Below are 17,473 nucleotides of genomic sequence, written 5' to 3' on the forward strand. Positions count from 1 at the left end.
GAGTAAGAGTCCCTGAAATGACATAGGGAGTTTGTTGTTGAGGGGCCTCTGTTGTTTGTGAAGAAAGAGGTTGTTCAGAAAGAGATTCAGGTGTTTCAAGAACTTCTGCTGAAGAATGCATAGGAAAACCTAGGGAATAGTTTTTAAAGCTTTTTGACACTGTTTGCTAAAACGTCTGGTTAATGTCCATTCTCCATCTCTATAAAACTGTTCAAATTCTTGAAATAGAGGGAGACCTTTTAATTTTTCAAAATCTTTTGTGGTATCTTGGTTTAAAATTTCTTTAAGTTCTATGATGCGCAGCAAAGTTAGAAATTGCAATGTTGAGTAATTAGGTGAGACTGAAGAGATTTGTAAGAGCTCTAATGATTTATTTAGGGCTTTTTCATATTGTTGGGCAGCTTGAATTTCAGAAATTTCCTTTAATAGGGTTTGAATAGGATTAGGAAGACAGGATCCTAAACTATTTTGATACGCTAGGCTGGCGTAATATGCTCCCCGTAACGGCTCATTATGTAAATAGAAACATGCAGAAAGAAAGCTAGCATAGGGGTGTGTAGATTTTTCTCCCATGTGATAAGCATGCTCTAAGGTTGGTAGTGCTGTTGCTGGAGGGAGAGAACCTTGGCTTGAAGCAAGCTCTGCAGCTTTCGTCAATAAAAGAATACTAGTCCTTTTCTCTCTAGAATGGGATGTGGTATTTACTATGATTTTTATAGTTAGAAAGATCGCAAGAGAGCACAATAATCCCATAATGCTGGAGTAAGAGCAAACTTTTTTCCATGTAACAGAGGATAATTTTTGCATATTACTAACTATAAAATATCAAATTTTTTAAGTGCATATAGAAAGATTTTTTCTTAAATCTTTAAGATAAAAGGTTTTTATCTTTTTGTATATTGAAAAAAGACTTCCTTTCTACAACGGCTTTTGATAGAAAATTCTTATGATACTATAGTCTCAATCATATAGATCTTTAAAAAAAGAATTTTTATTTTCTCCTACAAGACATTAGGAAAGCTATGAGCATAGAACAAACGACGAATTTAGAAGGCACCACAGATAGCATCATTGAAGTCGCTATTGAATCAATTAGAGTCAGCCCTTTTCAACCTCGTAAAATTTTTTCCGATGAAGAATTAAATGAACTTGTAGTGTCGCTAAAATCTGTTGGATTAATACATCCTCCAGTAGTTAGAGAAATTTGTAATGGAGATCAGATACTGTACTATGAATTGATTGCTGGAGAACGCCGTTGGCGTGCTATGCAAAAGGCCGGTTATAAGACTATCCCTGTAGTGCTGAAGCAAATTATTACAGATAATGTTGCTGCAGAAGCTACATTAATAGAAAATATTCAAAGGGTAAATTTAAACCCTATAGAAATGGCAGAAGCTTTTAAACGGCTTATACATGTTTTTGGTTTAACTCAAGACAAAGTTGCTTGTAAGGTTGGGAAAAAACGCTCTACTATTGCAAACTACCTTCGTCTTTTAACTCTTTCTGAATCTATTCAAAAAAGTGTTTGCCTTGGAGAAATTACTCTAGGGCATGCTAAAGTTATACTGACCCTTGAAGACCCAGTATTGCGAGAGAAACTTAGAGAAGCCATTGTGCAAGAGGGTTTAGCTGTACGAGAAACTGAAGTTTTAGCAAAAGCCTTATTAAAGTGTGATAGTCCTATTAAAGAAATGATGACGCAACATACAAAATCATATCAAAATACTGAGAAATATCACGATTTACAAAAGCATCTTAGCGAACACTGTGGATATAACGTGAAAATAAAACCTTTGGGAGAGGGTATGAGTGTTTCTTTTCATTTGAAAAGTTCACAAGAGCTCGATGCTTTACAATCTTGGTTACTGAGAGAATAATAAATTCTTTTTGGTTTTCTAAATTATTTATACAGAGATAAGCAGCTTTTTATAAGGTATCTTTTAATTCTGAACTATAAATTAACTGACTAGAAGTTCTCTTTTCTGGGGAGTCCGGTAGTTGAGAATTTAACAGCATCTTAGTATAGGAATGCTGTGGATTGAGAAAAATTTGTTCTGTGGGTCCTGCTTCTACAATTTGTCCTTTGTACATGATAAGAACTTCGGAACAAAAGGATCGAACTATAGCCAAATCGTGAGAGATAAACAAATAGGTAAAGCAAAGGCGTTTTTGAAGATTCGAAAGCATATTTAGAATTTGTGCTTGCATGGATAAATCTAGAGCAGAAACAATTTCATCACAGATAATAAGTTGAGGAGCTCCCAAAAGAGCTCTTGCTATAGAGATTCGCTGTTGTTGACCCCCAGAAAGTTGATGGGGATAGCAATATATGTAAGCTTCAGAAAGCCCTACGAGATCCAAAGATTCTGTAATTTTTGAATAGAGTTTTTCTTTAGTAATTAACTTGTGGTAGAGAAGCGAGTGACCTAAGCTATCAAATATTGTTTTTCTAGGGTTTAATGATGCTTGAGGATTTTGAAAAACCATTCGAGTTTGTGAGCGTAGAAGCTTGCGACCATGTTTGGAGTGTATATCAATAGGAAGATCATTAAGATAAATAGATCCTAAAGTTAAAGGAAGTAACCCAGCAAGACTCAAAGCTAGAGTGCTTTTCCCTGATCCTGATTCTCCAATTAATCCAATAACTCGCTCCGGATAAAGAGAAAAAGAAATGTTGTCTATAGCTTTTGTTGCTACAGTTTTTTTGCAGAACCAATGAGAACGTTTATAATAATATTTGGATAGATTGTTCGCTTGAATAAGAGGGGGAAGGGTATTAGTCATAGAGCCAGCACTTTATTTTATGTCCTTCACGAACAGTACTTTCTTTAGGAATTTGCGAGTGACATTTACTGAGTAATCGAGAACATCTGGGGTGATAAGCACAACCTGAAGGGATATTCGTGTAATGAGGGGGCTGACCAGGGATTGGCACGAAGGGTGTTGATGTTAAGTCTTGAAAAGAAGGACGAGAAGCTAAGAGATCCCGAGTATATGGATGAGCAGGATTATAAAATAATTGTGTTACAGAAGCTTTTTCAGCCATACGTCCTGCGTACATAACTAAAACTTCATCAGCAGTTTCTGCAACGACACCCATATTATGGGTAATTATAAGCAAGCTCATGCCTGTTTTATTTTGTAATGCTTTAAGTAGTTGTAGAATTTGATACTGTACAGAGACATCTAAAGCTGTTGTTGGCTCATCTGCTATTAATACCTTAGGAGAGCATAGTAATGCCATGGCAATACATACTCGTTGCAACATTCCTCCAGATAACTGGTGAGGATAAAGCTTGAGACAGTTTTCAGGATTATGAAACCCTGTTTCATTCAAAGCTTGTAAGATTCTAATTTTTTCAGCTTCTTGAGATAGATGCAGGTGTGTCCGGATAATCTCTTGAAATTGTTGTTCAATAGTGAAAACAGGGTTCAATGATCCATGAGGATTTTGAAAAATCATGGCTATCTGAGTTCCTATGATTTGCTTAAACTTAGACTTGGGGGTAGTGAGGAGATCTTTTTCTTGAAAGCGAATCGATCCAGAAATTGAAAATGGAGGGGTTGGCAATAATTGTAAAATTGATTGCGCTGTAACAGATTTCCCAGACCCAGATTCTCCAATAATAGCAAGAGTTTGTCCTTTATGAAGCTGAAAAGATAAAGAATCTACTATAGAGTAAGCTATACGTTGCTTTGTAAAAGTTATAGATAAATTCTCTACTTGTAAAATCGGTTCTCTAGTCATAAGTCGTTTACAAGATCATCAAACCAGGCTATTATTGCTAAAAAGGCTATTCTTATGCAAACTCTTGCGCGTCTATTTGGACAGTCTCCCTTTGCTCCTTTACAGGCTCATTTAGAAATAGTCACATTTTGTGTGCATCAAATGCTCCCTCTTTTTTCCGCTCTCAGAGATGGGCAGCATGGTGTGGTTGCGGAGATTGCAAAAGCAATTTCTGAGAAGGAATATCAAGCAGATTGTATAAAGAATGACATGCGGAATCATCTTCCTGTGGGATTGTTTATGCCTATATCACGAGCTGGTATTTTAGAAATTATTTCAATCCAAGATAGTATTGCAGATACCGCTGAGGATGTCGCAATTTTACTTACAATTCGACGTTTATGTTTTTATTCGTCCATGGAAAAACTTTTCTTTCAGTTTTTAGAAAAAAATTTAGAAGCTTTTGAGTTAACAATGACCTTGCTTCACGAATTTAACAAACTTTTAGAAAGTTCATTTGGAGGAAGAAAAGCAGACAAAGCTCGCTTGCTTGTTGGGCGTATTGCAAAAGCAGAACACGAATCCGATGTCGTGCAAAGAGAGCTTATGCAAGTCATCTTTTCTGACGAGTTTGTAATCCCTGAAAAAGAGTTTTATCTTTGGTTGCAAGTGATTCGAAGAACTGCAGGAATTTCTGATAGTTCTGAAAAGCTTGCTCATCGGATTAATATGACATTAGAAGAAAATTAAGCATGCTGATTCTTATCATTTTTGTGTTTCTGTGTGGTTGTTACACTGCTTGGAATATAGGCGCTAATGATGTCGCAAACGCAGTAGGACCAAGTGTTGGATCGGGAGTTTTGACGTTACGTCAAGCAGTTATTGTCGCTGCTATTTTCGAATTTTTAGGAGCAATTCTTTTAGGAGATCGAGTTGCCGGAACTATAGAAAGCAGTCTCGTATCAGTTTGTAACCTTACTCCAGAAGATTATATTTATGGAATGACAGCAGCCTTATTAGCTACAGGTGTATGGTTACAGCTTGCTTCTTTTTTTGGATGGCCAGTTTCAACAACTCACTCTATTGTAGGTGCTGTTGTTGGGTTTGGCTTAATTTTAGGTAAAGGTTCTATTGTTCACTGGGGATCTATAGGAACAATTTTAATTGGGTGGTTACTTTCTCCTTTAATAGGAGGTGGTGTCGCCTATTTGGTGTTTTCTTTTATTCGTCGACATGTTTTTTATAAAAATGACCCTGTTCGAGCTATGATTCGTGTTGCTCCTTTTCTTGCCGCTCTGGTTATTATGACCTTGGGGGTAATCATTGTATTGGGAGGTGTTATCTCTCGATTTGTATCAAAACCTTGGTCTTTAGGAATCGTTTTTTGCTTGGGGATTGTTGCATACTTAATAACTTTTTATTACGTTCATACTCCTCATTGTTCTTACATTGCCGATATTCCTAAGGAAGGAAGCCTTACTCATCGCTTAAAAGCTTGTGGTGGGGATTATGGTAAAAAATATCTTGTTGTTGAGCGAATTTTTGCATATTTACAGATAATTATCGCATGTTTCATGGCTTTTGCTCATGGTTCAAATGACGTTGCAAATGCAGTGGCACCCGTAACAGGGGTTTTGCGTCATGCTTATCCAAAATTGTATACTTCGTATACTTTGACTATTCTTATGGCTTTTGGTGGTATTGGGTTAGTTCTTGGCTTGGCAGTTTGGGGCTGGAGGGTTATAGAAACTGTTGGCTGTAAAATTACTGAACTTACTCCATCTCGAGGTTTTTCTGTAGGAATCGGCGCAGCTTTAACTATCGCTGCTTCTTCGGCTATGGGCTTGCCCATATCAACGACTCATGTCGTTGTTGGTGCTGTTTTGGGAATAGGCCTTGCTCGGGGAATTCGTGCTATTAACTTAAACATTATCAAAGACATTGTGATGTCTTGGTTCATAACCTTGCCAATAGGGGCTATTCTTTCGATTCTCTTTTTCTTTGCTTTAAGAGCTCTATTTCATTAAAAATACGAGAAACTCTTTTGCACAGGTTCTTGAAGGTATGGACAAGCTAACAGTACAAGATCTTTCCCCTGAAGGAAAAAAAGTCCTCGTACGCGTGGATTTTAATGTCCCAATGAAGGATGGAAAGATATTAGATGATATTCGTATTAAAAGTGCTATGCCCACTATCAATTATCTTCTAAAAAAAGACGCTGCAGTAATTCTTATGAGCCATTTAGGACGACCTAAAGGAGAGGGCTTTGAAGAAAAATATTCTCTTCAACCTGTAAAAGAGGCTTTAGAATCCTATTTGGGTATACATGTTCCATTAGCTCCTGATTGTGTTGGAGAAGTTGCTCGTCAAGCTGTTGCACAGTTATCTTCAGGAAGAGTGTTGTTGTTAGAAAATTTACGTTTTCATCTTGGAGAGGAGCATCCTGAAAAAGATCCTGTATTTGCTGCGGAATTATCATCTTTTGGGGATCTCTATGTTAATGATGCTTTTGGATCTTCTCACAGAAAGCATTCTTCGGTCTATATTGTTCCCCAAGCTTTTCCAGATGGAGCAGCGGCGGGGGTTCTAATGGAAAAGGAGTTGAATTTTTTAGGAAATCATTTGCTTGGAAATCCTAAGCGCCCATTTACTGCGATTCTTGGCGGAGCAAAAGTCTCATCTAAAATTGGGGTAATAGAAGCTCTTATATCTCAGGTTGATACTTTATTGTTAGCTGGAGGTATGGGTTTTACATTTTTGAAGGCTTTAGGAAAATCTTTAGGAAATTCTCTTGTTGAAGAATCTGGAATAGGTTTTGCTAAGCAGGTTTTGAAAATGGCAGAAAAGCATAAGGTTCGTATTGTTTTGCCTCAAGATGTTCGCATCGCAGAGGCATGTACCCCTGGAGTTTCTTATTCCGAGGTTCTCATAGACCAGGGAATCCCTGCTGGCTTGTCAGGCTATGATATTGGTTCTAAAACACTGGCTGAGTTTTCTCGTATTATCGAAGAATCTGAAACTATATTTTGGAATGGTCCTGTTGGGGTTTACGAAGTTTCTCCTTTTGATGAAGGCTCTTTGGGTATAGCTCATGCTCTTGGGAGACATCCTTCTGCTACTACTGTCGTTGGTGGTGGAGATGCTGCTGCAGTTGTTGCTCTAGCTGGTTGTGCCATGAAAATCTCTCATGTTTCCACTGGAGGTGGCGCTTCTTTAGAATTTTTAGAACGGCGTTCTTTACCTGGGATAGAAGTTCTTTCCTCTATAATTCATTAACTTAATCTATAAATTTTCTTTTCTATAAAAAGCTTAAATACGTTCGTGTTTCTCCATAATTTGATGCTTATTTATTATTTTGTAATAGTTGCATTAATAGTTTGAGAATTAGATATTTAAACCATTATTATTTTGTTTATTTATAATTAATTTAAAAAATAAACATTCTCCTTAATTAACTTTTATTTTTAAAATTAAAAAAAGTATTTGGGGGAAAAAATGGTTAATCCTACAGGAGGAAATAATCAAGGACCTTGGGGCGTTGGATCAAACCAGAACCAACAAGATGACTCATCAAGTGTTCAAGGTTCTCAGAGTAGTAGTAGTACTAATGGTCATAGCGTCTCTAGTTCTTCTACGGGTGGATTGGGAGGTTTAGCAAGAAGAATCTCTAGTTTTTTCCAATCACTGTTTAGAGGTGGATCCTCGTCATCTTCTCGACGTTCTAGTGTAAGCTCGTCTTCTTCCTCAGGATCTGCTTCAGCTCATTCATTGACTCCTAAGCGTTCTGCACCTCCACCACCAACTAGCGGAGCTGCTGGTGGTCCATCTCCTTTAGCTCGACCTCCAATTAAGCGTCCTGCGCCGCAACCTCCAACTGGAGGAACTGCGCCTAAACGTCCTGCACCTCCACCACCAACTAGCGGAGCTGCTGGTGGACCATCTCCTTTAGCTCGGCCTCCAATTAAGCGTACTGCGCCACAACCTCCAACTGGAGGACCTGTGCCTAAACGTCCTGCACCTCCGCCTCCAAGTACAGGCAAAGGTATTGTTGATGGGTTAAGAAAAGCTGTTTCTGAGCACGAGGCTTCACGGGCTTCTGGAGCTTCTACTCCCGAGAGACAAACCCCATTAGATAAGATTTCTAATCAATTAAGAGATCAGTGGATGAAGTACGAACGTGAGGATCCTGTAGGATATAAGCTCTCGGGAGTAAATGTCCTTCTGCAGAGCTTAGAACTTTCTCTAAGTGAACAGGTCTTTTTATCTCCGGAAGGAGGTAAAACACCTCAGAATTTTGGTCCTATAAAAGAACAAGGCATAAACCTAATGCGATATGGTCTTAGAAATATTTTGCAACCTGGACCTACGAAGGAATCTAGCTCAACATTGTTGAAGACTCTAGTGAGCGTGATGTTGGAAGGACCTCATTTATCTCCTGGAGAGTCTTTAGAAGATTTTGTTCAAGAGAGATCTGAAGATTTTAATGTTAATGAGGACCCAGATCCTATGCAGGGACGGATGCAGGAGATTATGAATTTTGCTCGGCAAATAGATGGGATGCGAACACAACATCCTGGGCAAATGCCTAGATTGTGGGCATCGCTTACTCGTCAGATGACAGTTCAATTGCGTAGTTATGGGAATAATGTTAAAGCCACCAATAGGGGTAATTATGATGCTCAGCGAGTTGAGATAGAATTTCGTGATAGTATGAATGCTTTAAAGCTTATGGGTGATATGGACAGCAGTGTCCAACTGCAGACTTTAGCTATTTTAGCTAATGATGTAATTGCCGGTAAATATGAGTAAGAAATTCTAGAGAAAAAGATGGGATCCCCCATATCGGGTGATGATAGTGACCCGAGTCCGATTACAGATTCTTTTAGTAGTGAAGCATCTCCTTCTTCTAAAGAAGAAGGAGATGCTGAATTAGACGAAAGGATAACAGAAAGCGCTTCATATGCTATGGAGAAGATAGTTGATTCTGGAATTCCAGAAACGACACCTTCTGAAAGTATGAATAGAGATCTTCTTAATAGGATAGAGTATGAAGAACCTCAAGAAGGGGTGATTACTTCTATATTGATTCGGATTCGTAAAAGTGTCACAAAAGTTCTTAGAAATTTGTTTTTTAGAAAGCCTCAAAAGAGTGAGAGTTTTTCAAATAAAACTCTTACAGAGCTTCTCGAGACTACAAGTTTACCTAAAACATCTTCAACATCAGCTTATTTTGATTCTTTGCAAACTTCTTTAGTCTCTTGTCGTAGTTTTTTTTATCATATATTTCTACGCCTCTTTACTTTTTTACGTCGCGAGCATCCTTCTGCTCCTATAGATCTTTGTGGAACAGATCCTTCAAGTCCTGAAGCTGCTGTCGCTTTTGCTTTAATTTTGCGTTCTGCTTGCAGATGGGTAGCGACAATCGCTGTTAAAGATGGCTGCTTGCCTTTGGAAATAATAGAAGAAGCTGGAGTTTATAATGCCCTTTCTTTAGACAGTATTAATGCAATTGAAGGTATTTCCCAAGGGATTACAGAGTTACTTTATTCTCATACAAGAGTAGATGGTTTGGCTAATATTCGGGGATTAACAAAAATTGTTTGTAATTCTTCTTATGTAGGAGAAATACAATGTTTCTCTGCTATTGAGAATTTGAGTCAATATGATATCTCACACAATTACGGCCAAATTATGGCTATGGCAATACGTATAGACGAGTTCTCTAAAAAGGGGGATAATGAAGCTCTCATTGTAAAGAACCTTCTATATTTAATTCGCCAGGATCGCAGTAAGGAACTCGGAAATTTTGTAATGATGTGGTCTGGAGAATATGCTTCCGAAGTAAATTATGATATTGTTACGGCCATTCTTGAAACAAATCTTCCTGCTTTTGAAGAGGACTTTCGTGCGAATCCTGAAGCTTATCAAAAAAAACTTAACTATGTAATTTGTCAGCTTTTTTGTAACGAGGAGCTATTTTTAATCGCATTGAAAGAGTAATCTCAGGGTGTTTTTCTTTTTTTTAAGAGGTCATATTAAAAAAATGAGATTCTGTTTTTAGAATAAATATAATGCAATAATATTTCCTTCTAGAGAATAAGTCCGAAAAAGCTTTTTAAGCATAAATTCTGTTATGATTTTAGATTTTCAATTTTCAATAGATTACTATCTTCGTATAATAGAACTCGCTATTCGTGATGCTTCTCGAAAGCTTGTTTATGACAGAAAACGACATCTCTTAGATACTTGGCCAGTGTATAAACCTCTTCCAGAGGAATACGATGCTAACATATCTACACTACAAAAAGCTCTCCAAGAACTCTTTGCCTCTTCCTCTATTTCGTATTCTATTTCAGGAAGACTTCTAGCAGTTATAGAGGTTCGATTACGAGAAGAGTCTCTTCAAACACACTGGTTTTATTGGATTTTTCGCCATAATGTCTATTTGCAAAAGAAAGATATCGTAGAAAAACTCATCATGCTTAAAACATTGATTTGTTTTGAGCGTGAACGTCCTTTGGATAAAATTTCTAAAGCAACGAGTAAGGTCTTTGCAAAAAAGGGAAATTTTTCTTGCTGGGAAGATTTTTCTCATGAGGTTCAAATGATGACGCCCGCGCCTCCTTTACAGGATAGTGTAAAGGGAAGTCTTTCTGCAGATACAGAGTCTCAAGATATCATAGAAGCCTTGCTCACAGTTTTTGAAAGTCACTCTTCTTTTCTTCCTATAAGTGTAGAACTTCTGGATCTCTTTTTAGCAGAACGTGCGAAGTCATTTCAGATTTTGTCAGAACATAGTTATAAACTGCTTCATGAATTACAATTGTTGTTTATTTCTAATTACGAAGATTTTCAAACAATTGTTACCGGAATTGTTTCTACCTCTCTTTCTGATTCTCTTGCGAATCCTATTGTAGGTCATCAACTTCTCTCCCCCCAAGGAAAAATTGTTGCTCAGTTTTGGCAAGATTCTCTAAAAAATTCTCCAAGAGATGTTGCCTTATCTCAGAGTTTTCTTTCAGAAGTTGTTCGGAGAGTTGTTGTTAAAAGTTCTTCGCTTCAAGGTGGAGTAACCCCAGAACAGATTGGAAATATTTATAGTGTGCGTGATCGCAGTCTTTCTTTATGGACTAAGATGATGCGGATGTTATTAACACGTTGGTTGTTGGATTTCGATAGAGAAGTATTTTCTATGTTGAGAAGATCTATAGATTATTACAATCCTCAGCCATCTTTTTTTCGACAAATCCTACGTTGTCTAAAGCGAAATCTTTAACTAAAGATTTTATTTTATAGTAAGCTTATATCTTTGTTTTAACAGAAATTGGTATAAAGATGTATCCTTTTAGGAATTATGATTTCCTTTCGTTTATATCACGCATATCAATTGTTACAGCAACTCTTTACGTCTCCGATTTCAGAAGCCGATCGAATTGCATATTATTGTAAGCAGAATCGCGCTTTAGGGTCTAAAGATCGTAAATGGTTACGCGAAATAGTTTTTTCTATTATACGTCACCGTCGTCTTCTTGAATTTTTAATTAATCATTCTGGAGAAGAAATTTCCCCATCCACTTTAGTAGCACTTGTTGATGGAGGAGCCTTGGATGATATAGAAGCTTATAGTGATATTCCATGGCCAATACGTTATTCTATTTCTGATGATCTTGCTCAGGTTCTTACAGAAGATTTTGGAGAGATTGAAGCTCAGAGATTAGCTAAGGTTTGGCTTACAGAGGCTCCTATCACGATTCGTGTGAATACTCAAAAAATTTCTGTTGCAGAATTAAAAAGAAAATTAGGCTATCCCTGCTCGGAAGGGAAAGTTTCAGAAGCCTTGCATTTTAAGCAACGTTATCCTTTGCATAGTACCCAAGCCTTTAAACAAGGATTATTTGAAGTTCAAGATGAGACTTCTCAATATATTGCTCAGAATATTCCTATTACAGAGAAAGATTGTATTTTAGATTTTTGTGCTGGTGCTGGTGGAAAAAGCTTGATTTTTGCACAGAAAGCTAAGCACGTTGTCCTTCACGATAGTCGTAAAGATGCTTTGCAACAGGCAAAGCATCGTTTGTTACGAGCGGGAGCAAGAAACTTCTCTTTATCTATGAAAGAGGATTTACGAGAACATAGCTTTTCTACTGTTGTTGTTGATGCTCCTTGTTCGGGATGCGGTATTTTTCGAAGACACCCTGAAAAGAAATGGCAATTTTCAAAGAGATTATTAAAAAATTATTGTCGGGTGCAGAGAAATATTCTTAAACAAGCAAGTCAATATGTCCGTTTTCATGGGCAACTTGTCTACATTACCTGTTCTATGCTAACAGCTGAGAATGAAAAGCATATTGCTTATATGCAGTTATTGGGATGGAAAAACGAAAAAACCATTTCTTTTCCTTTAGAGATCGGTGAGGGAGATGGTTTTTTCGTTGCTTATTTTCGAAGAGCTTAGTTTTATTATTTTTAAATAGAATTTTTTGTAAGTAGAGTTACTATCCGATGACGAATAACGTGTATGACAATTTCTCGACACTCGTCTGTTTCTTCGGGGAACTTTCGGAATTGAGAGAGGATATGTAAAAGATTTTGGGGATCGTTCCAAATATCTGGTCGTCCTAAAGCATGTATTACTTTCTTAAGAAATTCATTATACTGAAATTCTTTAATATCTTCAGGTTTTTGCCAAAAATTTGATAATTTATATTGAACTTTTTTTTGCAGATACGGCGATTCCAAAATACAACCTTCGGAACTCCATAAAGAACTACTGAAAAGAATGAGAGAACAACACAAAATTTTGCGCATAAATTCCTTCGTGCTTGATATGATAAAGAATCATTCTATGGAAGAAGTCTCTTTTCTTATAAGCTAAAAGAAAATTTTGATCTTAGGAATAGTATGTTGAGGATTTGCGGCGACGTAAGCGGAATCTACGATGATATAATATTCCTAGGATTATGAAGATATAAGTACGGTAAGAAGCTAATGCCCGTCTCCCATAATATGAACATTTTTGTATGAAAGTTGGCTTTAGAGTGTAAGAAGCATAGAGAGGTTGTGTAGATATTTGTTGTTTACATTGGTTACAAAAAATCCACTCTCCTAAGAGGTCTCCTTTCTGAATAGGCAAAGTCTGAGTTGCTTGTTTGAAAGAAACTTCTAGAAAAGGATCTTTTTCAGAAGAGTAAAAGTCATAGTAAATACCCTCTGGTAAAGATACTGAAATATTTCCTAATTTCTTCAAATGAAGAGTATAATTTTCGTTTGGGGGAATAAGATATTTTCTTGATAAGGGTTCATTGAAGAGGGTCTCACATAATGCGATCACATCTTGGTAAAGCTCTCCAACGGGTCCTGAATATCCCGTGACAACAGTCACAATAGTTCGATTGTGTTTTTGTGCTGCCATGACAAGATTTTTCCCTGCATCTTTGGTTGTCCCAGTCTTTCCTCCAAGAGCTGCTGGATAATAGTAGGTAGACCCTTGTAGCATAAGTTTATTAGTTATTGTAAGAGTTCTTTCGGCGCAAAGATTGGTTGCTGCCATTTTATAACTCGTTGTTTTAATAACTTGTTGAAATTTGGGGTTTTTTAGTGCGTGACGCATCATATTTGCCAAATCTTTAGCTGTAGTATAGTGATTTGGGTGGTGTAAGCCATGAGGGTTATTAAAGTGAGTATGAAGACATCCTATTTCTTTGAGAAAAAGGTTTACTTGTTGCATAAATGCTTCTACAGATCCGCAACAGGCTATAGCCAAAGTATTTGCTGCATCATTAGCTGAACTCAGTAATAGAGCATGAAATAAATCCAAACCAAAAACTTCCTCTTTCAGCTGTAGTTGAATGGTTACTCCGTCAGTTTCTAACCAGTGAGGAGGATTACGATATCCTGATTGTTTTTTTGCTTGAGGAGTAATTGACGCTATAGCATCTTGAGTAACAGTGATTAAACGATCTAAAATCTCAGGATGATGTTGTAAGATGAAAAGAGCAGTAGCAACTTTTGTCATGCTAGCGGGATAGATCATTGCATCAAGATTTTTCCCGTAAAGGATTTGTCCTGTCTCTGCGTGAACCATCGCAGCCGAAGATCCCCGAATTTTAGGGAATGAAAGCTCGGCATGTAGAGGAGAAGTGAGCCCTAATCCAAATAGAATTATAAAAAATTTTTTAAGAAAAGTTTTTATCATTTTTCTGTTTTTGATGCTTGGTTACTTAGAACAACATGATTTGTGGAAAAGAGAAAGTTCTTGACGAGTCTTAAAATAAAGAATTACCATAAATCAGAGGAAAAACACCATGAATTTGGATTTTTTAGAAGAATTTTATCGTCAATCGATACTCAACAAAGATATGGCCTTTCCAGAAGGTTATGTAGATATCTCTGAGGTGCTTGCGCATCCTTTTTCTGAGTCTACATCAGATTCTTTTGATCGACAAGTTAACGACTTTATCATTGCAGAATCCGAAGATAAACTCACTTTATTTAATGCAGATTTTGCAATTTGGTTAGTCCCAGAGCTTATTCAGGGAGAAGCAGTAACTCGAGGATATATAGCTCTTCATCAATCTGGAGAGGTATATGCTCCTGAAATGGCTTTCGAAGCTTCCGGGCCTTACAACCAATCTCCACTGATTTTGGAAGCTCTTCAAATTTATTTAAAAAAAATTAAAGATACTGAGGCTATGTTAAAATCAGTTCGTTTTTCTCAAGACTCTTAAAATTTGAATATTCTAATATTTATAAATTTTTAAACTAACGATATTATTATCTTCTTCTCTAGAATAAAAAAATTCATCTACGGAATTTTTAGCTAAAAAAATCCCGAGACCACCAAGCTTTCTTTCTTCTAAAGGTAGATGTTCTTGCATGTCTACAAAGGCTGTTAAAGGATTAAAATAAGGACCATGATCTTTGATAATGACTTCAAAACAGTCCTTTTCTTCATGACAAAATAAGGATATTGTTCCTGGAGAGGGTTCTGCAAGATAAGCATAGGAAATAATATTTACCAATAGTTCTTCACATGCTAACTCAAGTTTTAGAAGTTTTTCTTGTGGATACTTTTTTTGCTTACCTGTTCTTCTTATTAGGTCTAACATATTGTGAAGTTCACTTAATACTGCAGGGAAAATAGTTTCTCCTTCAAAAAAGGTCATAGTATACCTGTTGAACAATTGTCTCTGCTAAACTTATATACAGAGATCTCCAAGCACTTTTTATTGCTTCACTATGCATCTCATATTGACCTAGGGATAATTGACGTGAGTTTGTTGTTCCTAAATCTGGCTCAAAATCAAAGGAAACTGATTCTCTTGATATACATTGATCGATAACAACTTGTCCTGTTTGGCTATGAATAAGTTGTACGTTAGCAGATAAAGATAATCGTCCTTCGTTAGAAACTATGAAATGACTCGGAGTTTTGTCCCCTAGTTTACTTGGGGCATACATAAAACCTATGTTCTCGTCAATAGCATTCAAAACTTCTATTTTGAGAATATATCCTATAGAACTTTTATTTATAGGAAGAGAACGTTTGTTTAATTCATAAGTAAGAGCAGAAGTAAGTTGGCCTTGAGAGTCTTTAGTTATGGGAGCCACGTGTATCCCTTCAGAATACACATTCTGCCCTAGAGAAGAAAATTGTGAATTCTTAAGAACACCATATCCCCAACACGAAGAAAGCAAAGTTAAAAGAAAAACATATGCTAAGCTGACGAGGGTATATCTCATGTACTATCTTTTTAAGAGGAATGTTTGGATATTCTCTCGAGCCGTTTATTACACTTCGCTACTAAAGAGGTCTGAGGATAGCTTTCACGTGCTGTGTTATAATAAATTATAGCTGCTGAAGGTTTCTTTTTCTTCTCATAAAAACGGCCAGTGGCGTACAACCCTGAGGCATAACGCTCACACATTGCCTGAACATTTTTAGCAACCGTTAGGTTTAAAGGGTGGGTAGGATGCTGTTTTTTCATGGTCTCTTCATTAAGGTGAGCTAAGCTTAAATAATGTACGTTATGAGGTTCCTTTTGAGCTTGTTGAAGGTATATCTCTGATAATTTTACAAAAGCTTGAGAAGATAGTGGATGGGAAGGGAACTGTTGAGTAAGCTTTTTTAAAATTTTCTCTGCATTCATGAGATCTTTTTTGATAATGAGCAGAATAGCTTTACTGTATAAAGCTTGTGCTCCTAAGTCTTTGTTAGGGAAAGCTGTTAACACTTCATCATAAATGCGTAAAGCATCTTCATCTGCATTTTCTAACTTCGGAAATCCCTCCATAAGAAAAAGGTGTTTGCGTTTTCCTTGGGAGAAACTTTCTGCAATAGAATATTTCATAGAAAAAAGTTCTTCAGAATACTCAGCATCAGGTTTTTGCAAATAAGCGGAAAACATTTTATCTGCAAGATCAGGTTGGCTCTGTTTAAAGTAACATTCTCCAGCAAGAGCAATAGCTTGAGTATGTAAGGGATCTGTTGGGAAGTGATGCAAGATAATTCCGAAACATAGTAAAGCTTTTCTATAGTTTTTGTTTTGTAAAAACTCTTGTCCTTGAGAGAAATATTCTTCTGCAGAGTATTTTGGAGTGAATTTCTGAGGCGAAAGTTTTCCTAAAAATGGTTCAAAAGAAACCAGACGAGCATCACATCCAAAACTTATAAGAATAAAAAACAACAGTGTTGTAAGGGATTTCATGATGGAGCAATTGGGTAAAAATGAAAAACGCCATCATAAAAAAGAAAAACAGAATTTGTCAAATGCCTTGTTTCTGTTTTATTTGTGATTTATTAAATTTTTATTTGGTAAAACGTTTTTTTATTTTGTAAAATAGATAAAAAGGTGTTTTATGAAAAAAATAATCTTAGGTTTTTTTGTTTTTGTTGGTTTTCTTTTTTCCAGTATTTTTTTATGGGATAATGTTCCCATAGCGCATAAAGCTATGCGATTTGCTGCGGATCAAAGTGCCGGTGTTCTTTCAAAAAGCTATCGTTTCATGCGAAAAATTGCAGGAATTGAAAGATTAGAAGTTTTTGAACGCCATATTTCTGCTGAACAAGCTTTAGCTTTATTTCCAGAGTTTCGAGAAAAAAAAACATTTGTAGAACTTAATTTTATTCCTCATGTTCTCATGCGTGTGCGCTTTTCTAAGGAAGACTTGAGTAAAAGAAATATGGTGAGTCAAGAGGGAGAAATTCTTTGGAGTCTAGTCAATGGAGAAATGGTTTTAAATACTGGAACATGGGCTTGTTCTAAAGGATTTCAAGAATGTCTTTTGCTCAATGCTGACAAACAAGATATTTATGTAATGCAAGCTTTAGCAGGTCTTGGTGGTGCTGCTTCTAAGGATTCTTTGATACAAGCTTTGGCTATGAAAAATCTTAGAGCAGAAAAAGTTATTAAAGAGTGTCACAAGAAAAAATTAGTATTTGCTTCTGGTAGTCACATCAGTACTCATTTTCAACAACTTCATCCTATTAAAGGTTGTATCACAACTTTACATAACCCCCCTGTTTGGTTACAAAAGCCTGTGGGTTCCGTCTTTTTTCCTGCACAATATTCTGAAGATAAAGTATTGCGTTTAGTTCGTATGATTTTTGGGAGTAATTTTTTAATTCTACGTAGTTCTACTGTGTATGTTCCTGTATACAAGGTATTTCTTGTTTCTTCGGACAATAGTGTTCGTATAGAGTATGTTAATGGTGTAACAGGGAAACTTTTCTACGATATCTGATAG

At 36.6% G+C, this 17,473-nt stretch carries 18 protein-coding genes; 10 read left to right on the forward strand and 8 right to left on the reverse strand.

What is annotated here, in order from left to right; genetic code table 11:
- Positions 1-129 precede the first annotated feature (129 nt).
- Positions 130-807, reverse strand: coding sequence for a hypothetical protein (locus tag JMS40_RS01655; protein WP_201456547.1), 678 nt, complete (start codon positions 805-807; stop codon positions 130-132).
- A gap of 215 nt (positions 808-1,022) precedes the next feature.
- Between JMS40_RS01655 and JMS40_RS01660 the strand changes: the two genes are divergently transcribed.
- On the forward strand, positions 1,023-1,877 hold the full coding sequence (locus JMS40_RS01660) for a ParB/RepB/Spo0J family partition protein (protein WP_201456548.1): 855 nt from the start codon (positions 1,023-1,025) through the stop codon (positions 1,875-1,877).
- Between the two features lie 49 nt (positions 1,878-1,926).
- On the opposite strand, the gene JMS40_RS01665 is transcribed toward JMS40_RS01660, so the two are convergent.
- Both JMS40_RS01665 and JMS40_RS01670 read right to left on the reverse strand, forming a co-directional pair.
- Entirely contained in the window at positions 1,927-2,784 is an 858-nt protein-coding gene (locus JMS40_RS01665) for an ABC transporter ATP-binding protein (RefSeq protein ID WP_201456549.1), read from the reverse strand.
- Complete coding sequence (locus tag JMS40_RS01670; RefSeq protein WP_201456550.1) at positions 2,777-3,748, reverse strand: ABC transporter ATP-binding protein; 972 nt, start codon at positions 3,746-3,748, stop codon at positions 2,777-2,779. The genes JMS40_RS01665 and JMS40_RS01670 overlap by 8 nt, the downstream gene beginning before the upstream one ends.
- Before the next feature lie 54 nt (positions 3,749-3,802).
- Here JMS40_RS01670 and JMS40_RS01675 point away from each other — a divergent pair, with 54 nt between their 5' ends.
- From JMS40_RS01675 to JMS40_RS01705, 7 genes are all read left to right on the forward strand, one after another.
- Positions 3,803-4,477: a TIGR00153 family protein gene (locus JMS40_RS01675; protein WP_201456551.1), complete on the forward strand. Its 675-nt coding sequence runs from the start codon at positions 3,803-3,805 to the stop codon at positions 4,475-4,477.
- A gap of 2 nt (positions 4,478-4,479) precedes the next feature.
- Positions 4,480-5,754 carry an inorganic phosphate transporter gene (locus JMS40_RS01680; RefSeq protein ID WP_201456552.1) on the forward strand — a complete coding sequence of 425 codons (1,275 nt, stop codon included), beginning with the start codon at positions 4,480-4,482 and terminating at the stop codon, positions 5,752-5,754.
- 37 nt (positions 5,755-5,791) lie between these two features.
- Positions 5,792-7,003, forward strand: a complete 1,212-nt coding sequence (gene pgk, locus JMS40_RS01685; RefSeq protein ID WP_201456553.1) for a phosphoglycerate kinase — start codon at positions 5,792-5,794, stop codon at positions 7,001-7,003.
- A gap of 219 nt (positions 7,004-7,222) precedes the next feature.
- Positions 7,223-8,536, forward strand: coding sequence for a SemD/SinC family type III secretion system effector (gene semD, locus JMS40_RS01690; protein WP_201456554.1), 1,314 nt, complete (start codon positions 7,223-7,225; stop codon positions 8,534-8,536).
- Positions 8,537-8,554: 18 nt separating this feature from the next.
- Positions 8,555-9,727, forward strand: coding sequence for a hypothetical protein (locus JMS40_RS01695; protein ID WP_201456555.1), 1,173 nt, complete (start codon positions 8,555-8,557; stop codon positions 9,725-9,727).
- 133 nt (positions 9,728-9,860) lie between these two features.
- Entirely contained in the window at positions 9,861-11,003 is a 1,143-nt protein-coding gene (locus tag JMS40_RS01700) for a hypothetical protein (RefSeq protein WP_201456556.1), read from the forward strand.
- Between the two features lie 78 nt (positions 11,004-11,081).
- Positions 11,082-12,182, forward strand: a complete 1,101-nt coding sequence (locus tag JMS40_RS01705; RefSeq protein WP_201456557.1) for an RsmB/NOP family class I SAM-dependent RNA methyltransferase — start codon at positions 11,082-11,084, stop codon at positions 12,180-12,182.
- An 11-nt stretch (positions 12,183-12,193) separates the two neighbouring features.
- Here JMS40_RS01705 and JMS40_RS04595 read toward each other — a convergent pair whose 3' ends face one another.
- Both JMS40_RS04595 and JMS40_RS01715 read right to left on the reverse strand, forming a co-directional pair.
- Complete coding sequence (locus JMS40_RS04595; RefSeq protein ID WP_236558927.1) at positions 12,194-12,535, reverse strand: hypothetical protein; 342 nt, start codon at positions 12,533-12,535, stop codon at positions 12,194-12,196.
- An 82-nt stretch (positions 12,536-12,617) separates the two neighbouring features.
- Positions 12,618-13,922: a D-alanyl-D-alanine carboxypeptidase family protein gene (locus JMS40_RS01715; protein ID WP_201456558.1), complete on the reverse strand. Its 1,305-nt coding sequence runs from the start codon at positions 13,920-13,922 to the stop codon at positions 12,618-12,620.
- Between the two features lie 109 nt (positions 13,923-14,031).
- Between JMS40_RS01715 and JMS40_RS01720 the strand changes: the two genes are divergently transcribed.
- Entirely contained in the window at positions 14,032-14,454 is a 423-nt protein-coding gene (locus tag JMS40_RS01720) for a hypothetical protein (RefSeq protein ID WP_201456559.1), read from the forward strand.
- A gap of 12 nt (positions 14,455-14,466) precedes the next feature.
- Here the strand turns inward: JMS40_RS01720 and JMS40_RS01725 are convergent, their stop codons facing one another.
- Genes JMS40_RS01725 through JMS40_RS01735 form a run of 3 tightly spaced genes read right to left on the reverse strand, consistent with a single transcriptional unit; the run spans position 14,467 to position 16,434 of the window.
- Entirely contained in the window at positions 14,467-14,892 is a 426-nt protein-coding gene (locus JMS40_RS01725; protein ID WP_201456560.1) for an anti-sigma regulatory factor, read from the reverse strand.
- Positions 14,879-15,469 carry an LPS assembly lipoprotein LptE gene (locus JMS40_RS01730; RefSeq protein ID WP_201456561.1) on the reverse strand — a complete coding sequence of 197 codons (591 nt, stop codon included), beginning with the start codon at positions 15,467-15,469 and terminating at the stop codon, positions 14,879-14,881. The genes JMS40_RS01725 and JMS40_RS01730 overlap by 14 nt, the downstream gene beginning before the upstream one ends.
- Before the next feature lie 11 nt (positions 15,470-15,480).
- Complete coding sequence (locus JMS40_RS01735; protein WP_201456562.1) at positions 15,481-16,434, reverse strand: tetratricopeptide repeat protein; 954 nt, start codon at positions 16,432-16,434, stop codon at positions 15,481-15,483.
- A 151-nt stretch (positions 16,435-16,585) separates the two neighbouring features.
- Between JMS40_RS01735 and JMS40_RS01740 the strand changes: the two genes are divergently transcribed.
- Positions 16,586-17,470 carry a hypothetical protein gene (locus JMS40_RS01740; protein ID WP_201456563.1) on the forward strand — a complete coding sequence of 295 codons (885 nt, stop codon included), beginning with the start codon at positions 16,586-16,588 and terminating at the stop codon, positions 17,468-17,470.
- The last annotated feature ends 3 nt before the right edge of the window (positions 17,471-17,473 follow it).

Origin of the sequence: Chlamydia sp. 17-3921 (genome assembly GCF_902705545.1) — a bacterium.
In the GTDB taxonomy this organism is placed as follows: domain Bacteria; phylum Chlamydiota; class Chlamydiia; order Chlamydiales; family Chlamydiaceae; genus Chlamydia.